15 protein-coding genes are annotated in these 15,758 nt (G+C 57.6%); 4 read left to right on the forward strand and 11 right to left on the reverse strand.

The window, feature by feature from the left end:
* Positions 1-11: 11 nt before the first annotated feature.
* Positions 12-788 carry a substrate-binding periplasmic protein gene (locus RHM65_RS15555; protein ID WP_416194810.1) on the reverse strand — a complete coding sequence of 259 codons (777 nt, stop codon included), beginning with the start codon at positions 786-788 and terminating at the stop codon, positions 12-14.
* Between the two features lie 163 nt (positions 789-951).
* On the opposite strand from RHM65_RS15555, the gene dnaX reads away from it, so the two are divergent.
* The 4 genes from dnaX to recR all read left to right on the forward strand — a co-directional run bounded on the left by dnaX (position 952) and on the right by recR (position 5,373).
* Positions 952-3,063, forward strand: coding sequence for a DNA polymerase III subunit gamma/tau (dnaX, locus tag RHM65_RS15560; protein ID WP_322183776.1), 2,112 nt, complete (start codon positions 952-954; stop codon positions 3,061-3,063).
* Between the two features lie 65 nt (positions 3,064-3,128).
* A complete protein-coding gene (locus RHM65_RS15565) occupies positions 3,129-3,455 on the forward strand; it encodes a YbaB/EbfC family nucleoid-associated protein (RefSeq protein ID WP_299831232.1) in 327 nt (108 codons plus the stop codon).
* Between the two features lie 218 nt (positions 3,456-3,673).
* Entirely contained in the window at positions 3,674-4,708 is a 1,035-nt protein-coding gene (locus RHM65_RS15570; RefSeq protein ID WP_322165083.1) for an NADP-dependent oxidoreductase, read from the forward strand.
* A gap of 62 nt (positions 4,709-4,770) precedes the next feature.
* Positions 4,771-5,373 carry a recombination mediator RecR gene (gene recR, locus RHM65_RS15575; RefSeq protein ID WP_322165081.1) on the forward strand — a complete coding sequence of 201 codons (603 nt, stop codon included), beginning with the start codon at positions 4,771-4,773 and terminating at the stop codon, positions 5,371-5,373.
* A gap of 348 nt (positions 5,374-5,721) precedes the next feature.
* On the opposite strand, the gene RHM65_RS15580 is transcribed toward recR, so the two are convergent.
* The 10 genes from RHM65_RS15580 to RHM65_RS15625 form a co-directional block, all read right to left on the reverse strand.
* On the reverse strand, positions 5,722-6,270 hold the full coding sequence (locus RHM65_RS15580; protein WP_322165080.1) for an adenine phosphoribosyltransferase: 549 nt from the start codon (positions 6,268-6,270) through the stop codon (positions 5,722-5,724).
* A gap of 64 nt (positions 6,271-6,334) precedes the next feature.
* On the reverse strand, positions 6,335-7,069 hold the full coding sequence (fnr, locus tag RHM65_RS15585; protein ID WP_322165079.1) for a fumarate/nitrate reduction transcriptional regulator Fnr: 735 nt from the start codon (positions 7,067-7,069) through the stop codon (positions 6,335-6,337).
* Positions 7,070-7,391: 322 nt separating this feature from the next.
* Entirely contained in the window at positions 7,392-8,774 is a 1,383-nt protein-coding gene (hemN, locus tag RHM65_RS15590) for an oxygen-independent coproporphyrinogen III oxidase (protein WP_322165078.1), read from the reverse strand.
* 100 nt (positions 8,775-8,874) lie between these two features.
* Entirely contained in the window at positions 8,875-9,558 is a 684-nt protein-coding gene (locus RHM65_RS15595) for a sulfite exporter TauE/SafE family protein (protein WP_322165077.1), read from the reverse strand.
* Entirely contained in the window at positions 9,551-9,790 is a 240-nt protein-coding gene (gene ccoS / locus RHM65_RS15600; RefSeq protein ID WP_322165076.1) for a cbb3-type cytochrome oxidase assembly protein CcoS, read from the reverse strand. The genes RHM65_RS15595 and ccoS overlap by 8 nt, the downstream gene beginning before the upstream one ends.
* A gap of 25 nt (positions 9,791-9,815) precedes the next feature.
* Entirely contained in the window at positions 9,816-12,266 is a 2,451-nt protein-coding gene (locus tag RHM65_RS15605) for a heavy metal translocating P-type ATPase (RefSeq protein ID WP_322165075.1), read from the reverse strand.
* A gap of 3 nt (positions 12,267-12,269) precedes the next feature.
* Positions 12,270-12,809: a FixH family protein gene (locus tag RHM65_RS15610; RefSeq protein ID WP_322165074.1), complete on the reverse strand. Its 540-nt coding sequence runs from the start codon at positions 12,807-12,809 to the stop codon at positions 12,270-12,272.
* Between the two features lie 12 nt (positions 12,810-12,821).
* Positions 12,822-14,237 (reverse strand): cytochrome c oxidase accessory protein CcoG, encoded by a 1,416-nt coding sequence (gene ccoG, locus RHM65_RS15615; protein ID WP_322165073.1) that lies wholly within the window; start codon positions 14,235-14,237, stop codon positions 12,822-12,824.
* A gap of 352 nt (positions 14,238-14,589) precedes the next feature.
* Positions 14,590-15,567 carry a cytochrome-c oxidase, cbb3-type subunit III gene (gene ccoP, locus RHM65_RS15620; protein WP_322165072.1) on the reverse strand — a complete coding sequence of 326 codons (978 nt, stop codon included), beginning with the start codon at positions 15,565-15,567 and terminating at the stop codon, positions 14,590-14,592.
* Complete coding sequence (locus tag RHM65_RS15625; protein WP_322165071.1) at positions 15,564-15,755, reverse strand: cbb3-type cytochrome c oxidase subunit 3; 192 nt, start codon at positions 15,753-15,755, stop codon at positions 15,564-15,566. The genes ccoP and RHM65_RS15625 overlap by 4 nt, the downstream gene beginning before the upstream one ends.
* Positions 15,756-15,758 lie beyond the last annotated feature (3 nt).

The raw sequence follows: 15,758 nt of genomic DNA on the forward strand, positions 1-15,758 counted from the left end.
CAAGCAAGGCTTCAAGGTGACGGTAACGGCTCCGGCTGTCCAATGACCACAGGCGCTGGAGGGCCGTAACGTTCCAAAATTTGCTCAATCTCGCCGGACATTTTCATTCGCAGCAAAGTTCGCAGAATCCGTTGCACGGGCACATTAGGGTCGTTGCGCACGACGCAGCCTACCGCTTGTTCCTCAATCATGGAAACCCCGCGCAGCTGTTTGTCGGGCGGCAGATTGCGATTGAACCAGTCCATCGACCATTGATTGGCCACCGCATAGCGATAGCGTCCGGCGAACAGTTTTTGCAGCACTTGATCCTGGCTGCGAGCGTCTTCGCGGACCAATTGATGGCTATCAAACAACGTTTGCAGGCTCGGGTAGACGTATCCGAGCACTGTGCCGATGTTTTGATGGGTGAGTTGTTTGAGATCAACCGGCGTCGGGTTGTCTGCGGTGCTCACCAGCAGGTCGCGCTGAGTTATCAGCGGTAAGCTCCAAATGTAGTCGCCGGACATGTTCGGCACCCAGGACTGCGCCGCGTAGCAACGAATATCGACGTCGCCGTGCTCCAACGCACTTTGCACGCGCAGGCGGGCCAACACGTGATATTCGGTGGGCAGGCCCATGTGGTGGCCAAGGCTCTCCATGATGTCGAACAGAAAACCGCCATGGGGTTTTTCGTCGTCAATCAGCACAAGGGGCATTGACCAGCCATCGGCAATCGAGAAACGTAGTGGGGGGTCCGCCGCGAAGCTTGAGCAGGACACTAGCAACAAGACACTCAACAACAGCCGGATTCGGTTCATCGGCGTGAGCATTACGGTGCTATTCAAGTCAGATCCAACTCCTGGAAGCATTCAATTGATGAGCGTAGCTATATTAGCGCCGGACACCGGATGCAATTTTGCCCCTGCTCCGCTAGCATTAGCGGTCTTCCGCTTTCAGTCGCGACGGTTATCGATGAGTTATCAGGTTCTTGCACGTAAATGGCGTCCGCGCTCGTTCCGCGAAATGGTCGGCCAGACCCATGTGCTCAAGGCCCTGATCAACGCGTTGGACAGCCAACGGTTGCATCATGCCTACTTATTTACCGGCACGCGCGGTGTGGGTAAAACCACCATCGCACGAATTATCGCGAAATGCCTGAATTGTGAAACAGGTATTACGTCGACGCCGTGTGGTACCTGTTCAGTTTGCTGTGAAATTGATGAAGGGCGGTTCGTCGATTTGATCGAAATTGACGCTGCAAGCCGGACCAAGGTCGAGGACACCCGCGAGCTGCTGGAAAGCGTCCAATACGCGCCGAGCCGCGGACGCTTCAAGGTCTACCTGATCGACGAAGTACACATGCTGTCCACCAGTTCGTTCAACGCCCTGTTGAAGACCTTGGAAGAGCCGCCGCCTTACGTCAAATTCATCCTGGCAACCACTGACCCGCAGAAGCTACCGGCAACCATCCTGTCGCGCTGTTTGCAGTTCGCCCTGAAAAACATGACGCCGGAGCGTGTGGTCGAGCATTTGGCCCATGTACTGGGTGTCGAGAATATCCCGTTTGAAACCGACGCGCTCTGGCTGCTAGGCCGCGCAGCCGATGGTTCGATGCGCGATGCCATGAGCCTGACCGATCAAGCGATAGCGTTCGGCGAAGGCAAGGTCATGGCGGAGGATGTTCGGGCGATGCTCGGCACGCTGGACCACGGGCAAGTCTATGACCTGTTGCAGGCGTTACTCGACGGCGATGCGCGCGCAATGCTCGAGGCGGTGCGCCATTTGTCCGAGCAAGGGCCTGACTGGAACGGTGTGCTGTCGGAAATTCTCAACGTGCTGCACCGCATCGCGATTGCCCAGGCCTTGCCCGAAGGGATCGATAACGGTCATGGCGACCGTGACCAGGTATTGGCACTGGCGCAGGCCTTGCCCGCCGAAGACATACAGTTTTACTACCAGATGGGCCTGATTGGTCGTCGCGATTTGCCGCTGGCACCCGACCCGCGTGGTGGCTTCGAAATGGTGCTGTTGCGGATGCTAGCCTTCCGCCCAGCAGACAGCAGTGATGCACCGAGGCAGCCGCTAAAGACAGTAGGGATCAACCCGGCCACGGTTGATTCCACACAGCCAGTGGCCGGTGCGACGCCTGTTGCACCGGTAACCGCCGAACCGGTTGCCGCTCCAGTGGTTGCGCCCGTGCCTGAGCCGGCCGTGGTGCCTTTAACCGTTGCGCCCGCCGCTGTTGCTGTTCCTGAGGTTGACCTGCCGTGGAACGAGCGTAAGCCAGAGCCGCAGGCTGCTGTCGAGCCAGAACCAGAACCAGAATACGTTGCCGAAGCGGTACCTGAGCCCATGCTCGATACCGTCGCTGAGCAACCCGATCTCACGCCAATGCCTGCTGAGGCACCGGCCAGTCCGGTCCCGGATGCGCCCGATGTGGTTGAGCCTGAGGCTGTGCCCGTCGCCGCCGTGACGCCGGCCATGCTTGAGCAGATTCCAGACGCTTCGTCGTCGGTCTCGGCACCGATGGAGCGTGACGACGAACCGCCCGACGATGACTATTTCGACGGTGAGCTTGATATCGATCCGGCGTCTTATAGCTACTTGGATGAATTGGCCCACGACAGCGTGCCTGACGTGGCCGAACCAGAGCCGTTGCCTGCTTCGATGCCGGCAACGGGCTTGGCGCTGGATTGGTTGAACCTGTTTGCGAAGCTGCCGATTTCAGGCATGACCGGCAGTATCGCCGCCAACTGTACATTGATGGCGGTAGACGGCGATCATTGGCTGCTGCACCTGGACCCGGCCCACAGCGCGTTATTCAACACGACCCAGCAACGTCGGCTCAACGACGCCCTGAATCAATACCACGGGCGCACGCTGACCCTCAGTATCGAGCTGATCAAGCCCGAACAGGAAACCCCGGCGCAGGCAGGTTCGCGCCGTCGTGCCGAACGCCAGAGCGAAGCAGAAGCGTCGATCCATTCCGATCCGTTCATCCAACAAATGTTGCAACAGTTTGGCGCGGTGATTCGAGAGGATACGATTGAACCTGTAGACGCTCCGGTGGCTCAGACCCTTTAACTAATGTGCGTGGCGCCCGCAAGGCGTTGCGCAGACCAACTCCACAACGTTCGAGGTGAATTCTCATGATGAAAGGTGGCATGGCCGGCCTGATGAAGCAGGCACAGCAGATGCAAGAAAAAATGGCCAAGGCGCAGGAAGAACTCGCCAACGCCGAAGTCACTGGCCAATCAGGCGCGGGCCTGGTCAGCGTCGTGATGACCGGTCGTCATGACGTCAAACGCATCAGCCTCGACGACAGCCTGATGCAAGAAGACAAAGAAGTCCTCGAAGACTTGATCGCCGCAGCCGTCAACGACGCCGTGCGCAAAGTCGAGCAAAACAGCCAGGAAAAAATGTCCGGCATGACCGCTGGCATGCAACTGCCTCCAGGCATGAAGCTGCCGTTCTAGGTTGCGTCGGCGGTCACGAGAAGCCAGGCCTAGTGCCTGGCTTTTTTGTTTATCCACCGTCTGTAGGAGCCAACTTGTTGGCGAGAGGTCCAACTGGGTCCGCCAGATAGACCGCCTTCGCCAACAAGTTGGCTCTACAGATCGTTCAAACCGAACCCCGAACCCGCCACACGGTCTGCTTTCTATGACCCCAATTTATTGCTGAAGGAACCGCTTCGATGCCGCCAGAACTGATCCTCAATCAACGCATTGTTCTCGCCTCGCGCCCGAAAGGCGCGCCGACGCCAGAAAACTTCCGCCTGGAGCGTGAAGCGTTGCCTGAGTTGGAGGAGGGCCAAGTGCTGCTGCGCACGCTCTATCTTTCTCTGGACCCCTATATGCGCGGGCGGATGAACGATACGCCGTCGTATGCCGAGCCGGTTCAGGTCAATAACGTCATGACCGGCGGTGCCGTCAGTCGTGTCGAGCAATCGCGCAACGTCCGCTTTAAAGTGGGTGATCTGGTGGTTGGCATGACTGGCTGGCAGACCCACAGCATCTGCGATGGTACCCAAGTGCTTGCGCTGCCTAAAGACTTGCCCAGTCCTTCCATGGCAGTGGGTGTGTTGGGCATGCCCGGCATCACGGCGTATATGGGCCTGATGGAGATTGGCAAACCCAAAGCCGGCGAAACCCTGGTGGTAGCGGCGGCTTCCGGCGCTGTGGGTTCTGTAGTGGGTCAAGTGGCGAAACTGAAGGGTCTGAGAGTAGTGGGCATTGCTGGCGGTCCCGATAAATGCCGTTACGTGGTTGACGAGTTGGGCTTCGATGCCTGCATCGATCACAAGAGCGAGCATTTTGCCGAACAGCTGGCGGATGAGTGTGGCAATGGCATCGACATCTACTTCGAGCTTGTGGGTGGCAAGGTATTCAGCGCCGTGCTGCCGCTGCTTAATGCCCGCGCCCGAATTCCGCTGTGTGGTTTGATCGCGCAATACAACGCCCAAGCGCTCCCCGAAGGCACCGATTACTTGCCGCTGCTGATGCGAACCTTACTGACCAAGCGTGCGCGGATTCAGGGGTTTATCGTGTTCGAAGAATACGGTGATCGGCATGCGGAGTTTCTCGCGGCCATGGTGCCCTTGGTGACAGAGGGCCAAATCAAGTTTCGTGAAGACGTAGTGGAAGGGCTGGAGCAAGCGCCAGAAGCGTTCATCGGCATGCTGGAAGGTCGTAACTTCGGCAAGCTGGTGGTCCGGGTCGCTGACGCTTGAATTGACGCTAACCGGAGGCGCGGGTATAAACCGCGTCTCGTTGTTTTGTCGGACCTTTCTCCATGAGCTTCAGTCCCCTGATTCGCCAATTGATCGATGCCTTGCGCACATTGCCGGGTGTGGGTCAGAAAACCGCCCAGCGTATGGCCCTGCAATTGCTGGAGCGTGACCGCAGTGGCGGTTCGCGTCTGGCGTTGGCGTTGAGCCAGGCCATGGAAGGCGTTGGCCATTGCCGATTGTGTCGCACGCTCACTGAAGATGACTTGTGCCCACAATGCTCCGATGTGCGCCGCGACGACACGATTCTGTGCGTGGTCGAAGGTCCCATGGACGTTTATGCCGTGGAGCAGACCGGTTACCGTGGCCGCTACTTTGTGCTTAAGGGGCATTTATCGCCCCTTGATGGGCTCGGTCCTGAGGCTATCGGCATACCGCAGTTGGTAGCGCGCATTGAAGAGCAGGGCTCGTTTACCGAAATCATCCTGGCCACCAACCCCACGGTGGAAGGCGAAGCCACGGCGCATTACATTGCCCAGTTGCTGAGCAACAAAGGCCTCATCACCTCGCGGATCGCACACGGCGTTCCGCTGGGCGGCGAGTTGGAATTGGTTGACGGCGGCACGTTGGCGCATTCGTTTGCCGGACGTAAGCCCATCGCGTTGTAGCTTAAGAAGGTGCCAAAGTATCGTTAGGAGCCAACGTGTTGGCGAAGCCGGCACGGCTCTGGGGTTTCATTGACATAGTTGATAGCAAACTGTGGGAGTAGGCTTGCCTGGGAAGAGTCCGCCATCGCGCCGCTGATGTCGACCTGAAGCCTGGGTCGCCTGCATCGACGCTTTCGTTGGCAAGCCACCACAGAAACTTTCGGCAAACACGGAATAGGCGGCACTGAAAAATTCTATCGCAGCCTTCGGCAGCTCCTACAGAAATTTGTGCGTCGCCAACACCCTTCGGGAAGGGGCGCTGCAACCTCAACACAAAGTGTCACTTAGCAGCGCGCAATCCCCACAGGTTTATTTGTCCGACAGCGAAAAGTTGGTCAGGCAAAACGTCGGGATGTTCATGTCTTCCAGGCGCTGTGAGCCTCCCAGTTCGGGCAAGTCGATAATCGCCGCCGCTTCATAGACATGCGCACCCATGCGTCGAATCAGGTTGGCAGCTGCAATCAAGGTGCCACCGGTAGCGATCAAGTCATCGAACATCACAATCGAGTCGCCGTCGCACAGGCTGTCTGCGTGTACTTCCAAAAAGGCTTCGCCGTATTCGGTCTGATAACCTTCGGACAGCACGTGTGCGGGCAGTTTGCCTTGCTTGCGGAACAGTATCAGTGGCTTGTTCAGTTCGTAAGCGACGATGGAGCCAATCAGAAAACCCCGTGCGTCCATCGCACCGATATGGCTGAAGTCGGCTTCGATATAACGTTGGACGAAACTGTCTATCACCAGGCGCAGGGCTTTTGGCGATTGAAACAGCGGGGTGATGTCGCGAAAGATGATGCCGGGCTTGGGAAAGTCCAGCACAGGGCGAATAAGGGATTTGAAGCTGAATTCGTCGAAAATCATCGAGAAGATCCTGGGCAGGGCGTTAGACGCTAGTCTAACGCTCAGCCGCCATGAATCCCACGTTTCAGCCTTCCAGCGAACCACCGGCCAGTGCGCAAAGCTGGATCGGATCAAGGATTTGGATTTCCTTGCCTTCGGCAGAGATCAACTCACTGCCCTGGAAGCGGGTAAACACCCTGGACACGGTCTCTACCGCTAGCCCAAGGAAGTTGCCGATTTCATTGCGCGACATGCTCAAGCGAAATTGATTGGCGGAGAAACCGCGAGCATGAAAACGCGCCGACAGGTTGACCAACAATGTGGCAATCCGCTCGTCAGCGGTCTTTTTCGACAAGAGCAACATCATTTGCTGATCGTCGCGGATTTCCCGGCTCATGATCCGCATTAATTGCCGACGCAACTGTGGCAGTTGCACCGACAGATCATCGAGACGTTCAAAGGGGATTTCGCACACGGAGGTGGTTTCCAGCGCCTGGGCCGAGACCGGATACGCCTCGGTATCCATGCCGGACAAGCCGACCAGTTCGCTTGGCAAGTGGAAGCCGGTAATTTGCTCTTCGCCGCCGTCGCTCAGGCTGAAGGTTTTTAGCGCGCCGGAGCGTACGGCGTAGACCGAACCAAAGGGATCACCCTGTCGAAACAGAAACTCACCCTTTCTCAGTGGGCGGCCTCGTTTAACGATTTCATCGAGGGCATTCATGTCTTCCATATTCAATGAAAGTGGTAGGCACAAAGGGGCGAGGCTGCAGTCCTTGCAGTGGGCCTGACTATGAGCGCGCAGTTTAACTGGCTCTGACATCGCAAAAAATCCTTTTGGGAAACACGCATTAGTTGTGAGGGTAACTCAGCGTGAGTAATTCTTGCCAGCGCAGATGTAATCTCTTGAGACAGTTAATGCGATTATTCACTTTACTTTGAATTAAGTTTCTAGAACTTCAGTCGATATACCGTAATCGCACAGTTCGTCAGGAGCATAGACAAGTACGACGCCCCCGAAGGTGCGTCGAGCCGAGCAGTGGTTGGGTAGGCCAAACGGAGGCAGCAAGGTACTGCAAACTCTGCGTCCGCTAGGGGGTGACGAAGAGGGAGGGGTGCTGCCTCGTCGTGGGCCGAGGCAGTGATTAGATCACTCTGGAGAACAATTGGCGGTTATGGGGGTTCAGGTACGCGTCGAACACCATGCACACTGAACGTACCAGCAGCCGTCCTGCAGGCAGAACGGTTATGCCCACCTCATCAATCGCGATGAGTCCGTCATTGGCCATGGCATCGAGTTGCGGCCAGACGTCCTTGAAATAACCTCTGAAATCAATATTGAACGCATATTCGATGCCCGCAAAATTCAGGCTGAAATGGCAGATCAATTGTTGAATGACCGCTCTGCGCACGCGATCGTCGGCGTTGCACAGCAAGCCGCGTTTGGTCGCCAGTTGATCGCTGCCCAATAACGTCTGGTAGTCGTTCAGATCGCTGCTGTTCTGGCTGTACAAATCGCCGATCTGACTGATAGCCGAAACGCCCAGGCCCACCAAATCACAATGACCGTGGGTGGTATAGCCCTGGAAGTTACGTTGCAGCGTCGACTCTTCTTGCGCGATGGCCAACTCGTCGTCCGGTAGGGCGAAATGGTCCATCCCAATGTAGCGATAGCCGGCGCCGGTCAACTGATCGATGGTGCGCTGAAGCATTTCCAGCTTGTGCCCGGCGGAAGGTAAGTCGTCAGCGTTTATCCGGCGTTGCGGCATAAAACGTTCTGGCAGGTGGGCGTAGTTGAAGACAGACAGGCGGTCCGGTTGCAGCGCGATGATTTCATCGACGGTGCGGGCGAAGGAGTCAGGCGTCTGTTTTGGCAAGCCGTAAATAAGATCGATGTTTACCGAGCGAAATTGCAACGTGTGCGCGGCATCGACAATGGCTCTGGTTTCTTCCAGGCTTTGCAGACGATTGACTGCGCGCTGGACGTCCGGGTCGAGGTCTTGGACACCGAGGCTGACCCGGTTGAAACCGAGTTCGCGGAGCAGGCCCATGGTTGACCAATCGGCTTCCCGTGGGTCGATCTCAATGCCGTAGTCGCCGGAGTCGTCATCGAGCAAGTTGAAGTGCTTGCGCAGATGCGCCATCACTTGACGCAATTCGTCATGGCTGAGAAACGTCGGCGTGCCGCCACCAAAATGCAGCTGTTCGACGAGCTGTCGAGGGTCAAGGTGACAGGCGATCATCTCGATCTCCTGCTCCAGGTGCTGCAAATACGGCAGTGCGCGGCCACGGTCTTTAGTGATGACTTTATTGCAGCCGCAGTAATAACAAATGTTCGCGCAAAACGGCACGTGGACATAAAGCGACAGCGGGCGCAGGGCCTTTCGGCTGTCGCGCAGGGCGTGCAGCAAATCGAAAGCGCTGACCTTTGTCTGAAATTGCACCGCGGTGGGGTAGGACGTATAGCGCGGCCCCGCCAGGTCGTAGCGGCGAATCAGATCGGAATCCCAATGGATGGCATCGAGCATGCGGACATTTCCCCGAAAAGGCTGGCAGTGTCCGAAGTCTAGGGAGGTGTCGTTTTGTTGGTGTTGATATACATCAAACAGCAGTGATTTCGTGCCTAGCCTAGTGACCCATCAACCAATGCTGATGTGGCCCCGGCAAGGTCCAGAGGCCAAACAGAATGACTAGCACGCCACCCGCCATGCGCACGCCACGTTTGCGCAAAATGGCCGTGGTGCGCTCAGCGGCCAAGCCCGTGGCGAGCAGCACCGGCCAGGTCCCGAGGCCAAAAGCAAGCATCAGCAATGCGCTATCAATCGCGTTGCCTTGGCTGGCCGACCACAACAGCGTGCTGTAGACCAACCCGCACGGCAACCAGCCCCAGAGCGCGCCCAGCAGCAAAGCACGAGGCAGGCTCGACACCGGGAGTAATCGGCTGGCAACCGGCTGTATGTAGCGCCACAGGCCGCGACCGAGGCTTTCGATACGGGTCAGGCCGCTCCACCACCCAGCAAGGTACAGGCCCATGGCAATCAGCAGCAGCGCAGCGATCACCCGCATGACCATCGCCCCGGGGCTGTTGGCGACGGCCCAGCCCGCCAGTCCGATCAGCAAACCGGCGGTGGCGTAGCTGAGGATTCGTCCGACGTTGTACGCCAGCAACAGGCGAAAGCGACGGCTGCGTTGTTCTTTGGGGATCGCCAGGGTCAGTGCGCCCATTAGACCGCCGCACATGCCCAGGCAATGACCGCCGCCGAGCAATCCAAGGATCAGCGCCGACACCAACAGGGGCGCCAGCTCAAGCATGGGGTGGTTTCTCGTCGTGGTTGTCGGCGTTTTCAGTGTCAGGTGCCGGCTTGTGGGCGTGGGCTTGTTCCATGGCGGCCAAGTGCTGTGGGTCTTGGTCGTCGAACAAAACGCTGTGGGCCGGGCCGTCGAGGTCGTCGTACTGGCCGCTGTCTACTGCCCAGAAGAAGATGTATACGGCGACCGCAACGATCAGCAGCGCCGCTGGGATCATTACATAGAGAGCCGGCATGATGCCTCCGAAGCCGGCTGCCGAATCATGTCGGCAGCGGGCGGGTTTTGAAGTGTGTTGCCTGGTCCGGCATCGCTTTTACGCGGGTCAGGCGCAAAGCATTGAGGACCACGGTCAACGAACTGATGGACATACCAATCGCTGCCCAGATTGGAGTGATCCAGCCGAGGGCGGCGAAGGGCAACATGAGGCCATTGTATAGAGTGGCCCACATCAAGTTCTCAACGATTACCCGACGAGTGCGCCGTGCCAGCGTGAACGCTTGAACCAAGACCTGCAAACGATTGGATAACAGCACCGCATCGGCGCTGGTCTTGGCCAGGTCGGTGGCCGAGCCCATGGCGACACTGATGTCGGCGGCCGCGAGCACCGGTACATCATTTACGCCGTCACCGAGCATCATCACCTTGCGGCCCTGTTGATGCAGTCCTTGCAGAATTTTGAGTTTGTCGTCTGGGCGCAGTCCGCCGTGGGCTTCGTCGATGCCCAGTTCGGCGGCAACGCTGGCGACCATGGGCGAACTGTCGCCGGACAGTAGCAAGGTTTTCCAGCCCCGTGCCCGGCACGCTTCAAGTAGCGCGGGGGCGTCAGCCCGCAAGCGGTCGTCCAGGACAAACCATGCCAGCGCACCCTGAGTGTCACCGAGCAACAGCCATTGGCCTGCGTCATTGGGCATCGCTGGAATACTGCAACCGCTGAGTTCACAGACGAATGCGGGCTGACCGATGCGCACGCGCTGTTCGCCAACCACACCTTCCAGACCCAATCCCGGTGAGCTGTGGACATCTTCTGCGGCAACCGGCGCCCGACCGAAGGCCCGGGCAATCGGATGTTCCGAGCGGTTCTCCAACGCTGCCGCCAGCCCCAGGCACAAATCGGCGTCCAAGCTTCCAAGCGGCAGTATCGTGCGCAACGCCAGGCGGCCTTCGGTGAGGGTCCCGGTTTTGTCGAAAATCACTGTGTCGATTTGATTCAGGCCTTCAAGCACATGCCCACGGGTCAACAAAAGCCCGAGCTTGTGCAATGAGCCGGTGGCGGCGGTCAGGGCAGTCGGGGTTGCCAATGACAGCGCGCAGGGACAAGTCGCGACCAGCATGGCCAGCACAATCCAGAACGCTCGCGACGGATCAAGCTCCCACCAAACCAGGCCAATGACGGCCGCTGAGAGCAATGACAACAACAGAAACCACTGGGCGGCGCGGTCGGCGATTTCCGCTAGGTGCGGTTTTTCGGCTTGGGCACGTTCCAACAAACGGACGATGGCCGAGAGCCGGGTGTCATGCCCCAACGCTAGCACCTGCACCGTCAATGCGCCCTCGACGTTGAGTGTGCCTGCGGTGACCGAATCGCCCACGCATCGCGGTTGTGGCAGGTATTCGCCGGTCAGCAGCGATTCATCAATGCTGGAAATGCCTTCGAGAATTCGCCCATCCGCCGGCAATACCGCGCCGGGGTGTACCAGTACACGGTCCTCAAGACGCAGCTCGCTGAGCAAAATGCGCTCGCTTTGCCCGTCGTCACTGAGCCTCAGGCAAGACGCCGGTAACAAATTAACCAACTGCGCGGTGGCTGCTGCGGTGCGTTCACGTGCGCGCCGCTCAAGGTAGCGCCCGGCCAGCAGGAACAGCGCAAACATACCGACGGCGTCAAAGTACAACTCGCCGACCCCGGTGATGGCAGTCCAGATCCCGGCAATGTAGGCACTGCCAATGGCCAGCGACACCGAGACATCCATGGTCAGATGCCGGGTGCGGAAATCCCTAATGGCGCCGCGAAAGAAAGGGGTGCAGCTATAGAACACGATGGGGGTTGTGAGGAACATCGCGACCCAGCGCAAGATGGTGTGCATCTGCGGGCTGAGGTCCATGTTGAATTCTGGCCAAGTGGCCATAGTCGCCATCATTGCCTGGAACCACAGCAGGCCAGCAACCCCAAGTTGGCGCAAAGCGAGGCGGTTTTCACTGGCCAGTTGCTCGGCGGCTCGGTCTGACTGATAGGGGTGCGCGGCGTAACCGATGCTGCGTAATTCACTGAGCACTTGGCTCAATGCCAGTTGGCCGTCGGTCCAGCGAACATGCAGCCGATGGTTAGATAAATTCAATCGGGCTTCAGTGACGGCCGGCAAACTGAGCAAGTGGCGCTCAATCAGCCAACCACAGGCAGCGCAACTGATGCCTTCCATGAGCAGGGTAGTTTCGACTTGCTCGCCTTCATGGCGCACGAAGGGCGCTTGAATATCGGGGCGATCATACAGGGCCAGTTCGTCGATCAATTGCACCGGCAATTCAGACGGGTTGGCCGACGCTTCGCTGCGATGGCTGTAGTAGCTTTCCAGGCCGCCCGCGACGATGGCCTCGGCCACCGCCTGGCAACCCGGACAGCAAAGTTCGCGGGTTTCCCCGAGTACAACGGCAGTGAAGCGCTTGCCGGTCGGAACCGGCAACGCGCAGTGATAGCAGGGAGTGGGGGTGGACATGGATCAGTTTTTCATGTCTTCCGCGCCTTGCAACGGTTCGTCGCCCAGCGTCAGGTCTTTGTCGTGGTTGATTTGCTCTTCTTCGAACAGGCGCCAGGTCTGACCTTGCTCTTCACCGAGCACTTCAACAAATCGCCGGCCTTCGATTTTGTCCGCCAACTGACCGATGTAGCGACCTGGCTCCGAGGCACTGCGGGTCAGGTCAACCTTGCGGTCCTTTTCAGGCTGGGTGGGCGAGATCAGGTTCAATTCCAGTTTTTCTGGTTGGCTGTTGCCGGTCAGACGCAGTACGGTTTCACCGGTCACCTCGTCAAGGTGTATCGCGGCGTGCATTTTCATGTTCTGAGCCAATATTTCACGGTCCAGTGAACGGTTGATGCCCTTGCCAGCCTCGTAATAGTTATCGTTGACCAAGTTGTCCGGATTTTTCACGGCGATGGTGACCATCGCCAATGTGAGCGTCGTGGAAAATGCAAGGATACCGATGATGATCCATGGCCAGATGTGCTTGTACCAAGGGCTAGAAGCAGTTGCTACGGGCATGACAATTGTCTCTTATCGAATTTGTGGGCCAATGAAACGGCTCTTTGCTTGAACCTGGGTGCCACTGTTGTCGGCGTCCTTGAGGGTGAAAACAACCTCGTTGGTGCTCGATGGCAGTAACTCCGGCGCGCTCGATAACTCGAACGGCATGGTGAAAATCTCACCGGCGGCCACCTTGAACTCGCGGCGACCCTGGACTTTCAAATCAGGCAACCCGGATGCGTCGAGCACATAATTATGGTCGATTTGATCCTTGTTCATGACTTTCAGGCTGTAGACGTTTTCGATCCGTCCTTCAGCATTTTCCCGGTAAAGCACGCGATCCTTGCTGACGTCAAAACCGACCAGTGATCGCATGAAGAACGCGCTGGCCAGCAACCCCATCATGATCAACAGCACCACGGCATAACCGATCAGCCGAGGTCGCACTTTATTGGTTTTTTGCCCTGACAAGTTGTGTTCAGTGGTGTAACTGATCAGCCCGCGGGGGTAGTTCATTTTATCCATGATCGTGTCGCACGCATCAATGCACGCCGCACAACCGATACATTCGAATTGCAGGCCGTCGCGGATGTCGATCCCGGTCGGGCAAACTTGTACGCACATCGTGCAATCGATGCAATCGCCCAATCCTTGCGCTTTGTAATCGACGTCCTTTTTCCGCGTGCCGCGCTTTTCACCGCGACGAGGGTCATAGGAAACGATCAGGGTGTCTTTGTCGAACATAACGCTTTGGAAGCGCGCATACGGGCACATGTAGATGCACACTTGCTCGCGCAGCCACCCAGCGTTGCCGTACGTGGCGAGGGTGAAAAACCCTACCCAGAAATACGACCAGCCTTCTGCCTGCCCCGTGAAGAACTCAATCGTGAGTTCCCGAATCGGTGCGAAATAACCGACGAAGGTCAGACCGGTAACGAAGCCAATCAACAACCAGAGGCTGTGCTTACTGGCTTTGCGCAGGAGCTTGTTGGCTGACATCGGTGCTTTATCGAGCTTGATCCGCTGGTTGCGATCACCCTCGGTAACTTTTTCACACCACATGAAGATCCAGGTCCACACGCTTTGCGGGCAGGTATAACCGCACCAGATGCGGCCGGCGAACACAGTAATGAAGAACAGACCAAACGCGCTGACGATCAAAATGCCCGAGAGCAGAATGAAGTCTTGGGGCCAGAAGGTTGCGCCGAAGATGTAGAACTTGCGCTCAGGCAAGTTCCACCAGACGGCTTGGTGGCCGCCCCAATTCAGCCAGACGGTGCCGAAATACAACAGAAACAAACCAGCGCCGCCGGCCATTCGCAAATTGCGAAAAAGACCGGTAAAAGCACGCGTGTAGATTGTTCCCCGCGAAGCATAGAGGTCGACAGAGTGGGTGTCGTTTTTAGACGGCGGAGTCACGTTGTGTACTGGAATCTGATTGCTCATTAGTGCGTCCCACGGCAGTGGAAAAATGCCTCGGCCAGTGCATGCCGGCCGCGGTCAGAAGTAGTGTCATCAAGGCGCCAATGATACGCCTGTGAACGTGGCCCAAGTGTGCGACCTTTGGTCGCGTTGGGCTAACGCGAATGTTGGTGTAGGTGATCTGGGTCAATGAATGGATGAATTATGGTCGGTTTTGGTAGGAGGGTAGGGCAGTTAGACGGAGGGCAGTGTTGGGTTCTTCGCAGGCAAGCCTGCTCCCACGGAATCGAGATCAGTCGACACATCTGTGGGCTTGCCAACGAAAACGGCCCCGCCAATTCTCACTGGCGGGGCCGTTGGGTCGTGCGTTCACGCTTTACTCGACGGTAGCAGCCTTGTCTCCATGGGAGAGGCTGTAAACGTAAGCGGCCAGCAGGTGAACTTTGTCGTTGCCTTGTAGCAATTCCTGAGCAGGCATCTGGCCCTGGCGGCCGTAACGGATGGTCTGTTGCAGTTGTGCGAAGCTCGAACCGTAGATGAACGCGGCCGGGTGCGTCAGGTTAGGAGCGCCCATGGCTGGGGTCCCTTTACCTTCTGGGCCGTGGCATGCAACACAGTTGGTGGCGAACAATTTCTGGCCAGCCACCGGGTCTGCGTTGGAATCGGCAGGCAGTTTGCGGCCATCCAGTTGTGTGGTGACGAATGCTGAAACGTCACGCACACCCTGATCGCCAATCACCGGACCCCACGCTGGCATGACCGCGTGACGGCCACCCATGATGGTGGTCTTGATGGTTTGCGGGTCGCCGCCCCAACGCCAATCTTCGTCAGTCAGGTTAGGGAAACCGTAAGCACCTTTCGCATCGGAACCGTGGCAAACCGAGCAGTTGGAGGCGAACAAGCGGCCACCCATCTTCAAGGCTTGCGGGTCTTTGGCGACTTCTTCGATGGGCATCGACGCAAACTTGGCGAAGATCGGACCAAATCGAGCATCCGACTTAGCCATTTCCTTTTCCCATTCGTGAACGCCTGTCCAGCCGGTTTGCCCGTTGGCAAATTCGGTTTTCTTGTCGTTGTCCAGGTAGCCATAACCTGGCAGCAAGCCTTTCCAGTTGCCCAAGCCTGGGTACAGCGCCAGATAGCCCAGTGCAAAAATGATGGTGCCGAGAAACAGCATGAACCACCACTTCGGCAGCGGGTTGTCGTATTCCTCGATGCCGTCGAAGGAATGGCCCACTGTTTCTTCTGTCTGTTCGCTGCGCTGCCCCTTGCGGGTCGACAACAGCAACCAGGTCAGGGCGAAAATGGTACCCAAACTGAGGACTGTGACGTACAGGCTCCAGAAAGTAGTCATTCTTTGTTACTCCTGGACGCTTGTTCTTGCTCGACGTGCTTGATGGCTTCGGGATCATCCGCGAAGGGCAGCAAGGTTGCCTCGTCAAACTCGGACTTGCGTCGTCCGCTAAATACCCACAGTGCCAGACCGATAAATGCCACCAGCACAACGACTGTGCCAAGGCCTCGAATCATCCCGATATCCATCAC

Origin of the sequence: Pseudomonas sp. CCI4.2, from assembly GCF_034350045.1 — a bacterium.
Classification (GTDB): Bacteria; Pseudomonadota; Gammaproteobacteria; order Pseudomonadales; family Pseudomonadaceae; genus Aquipseudomonas.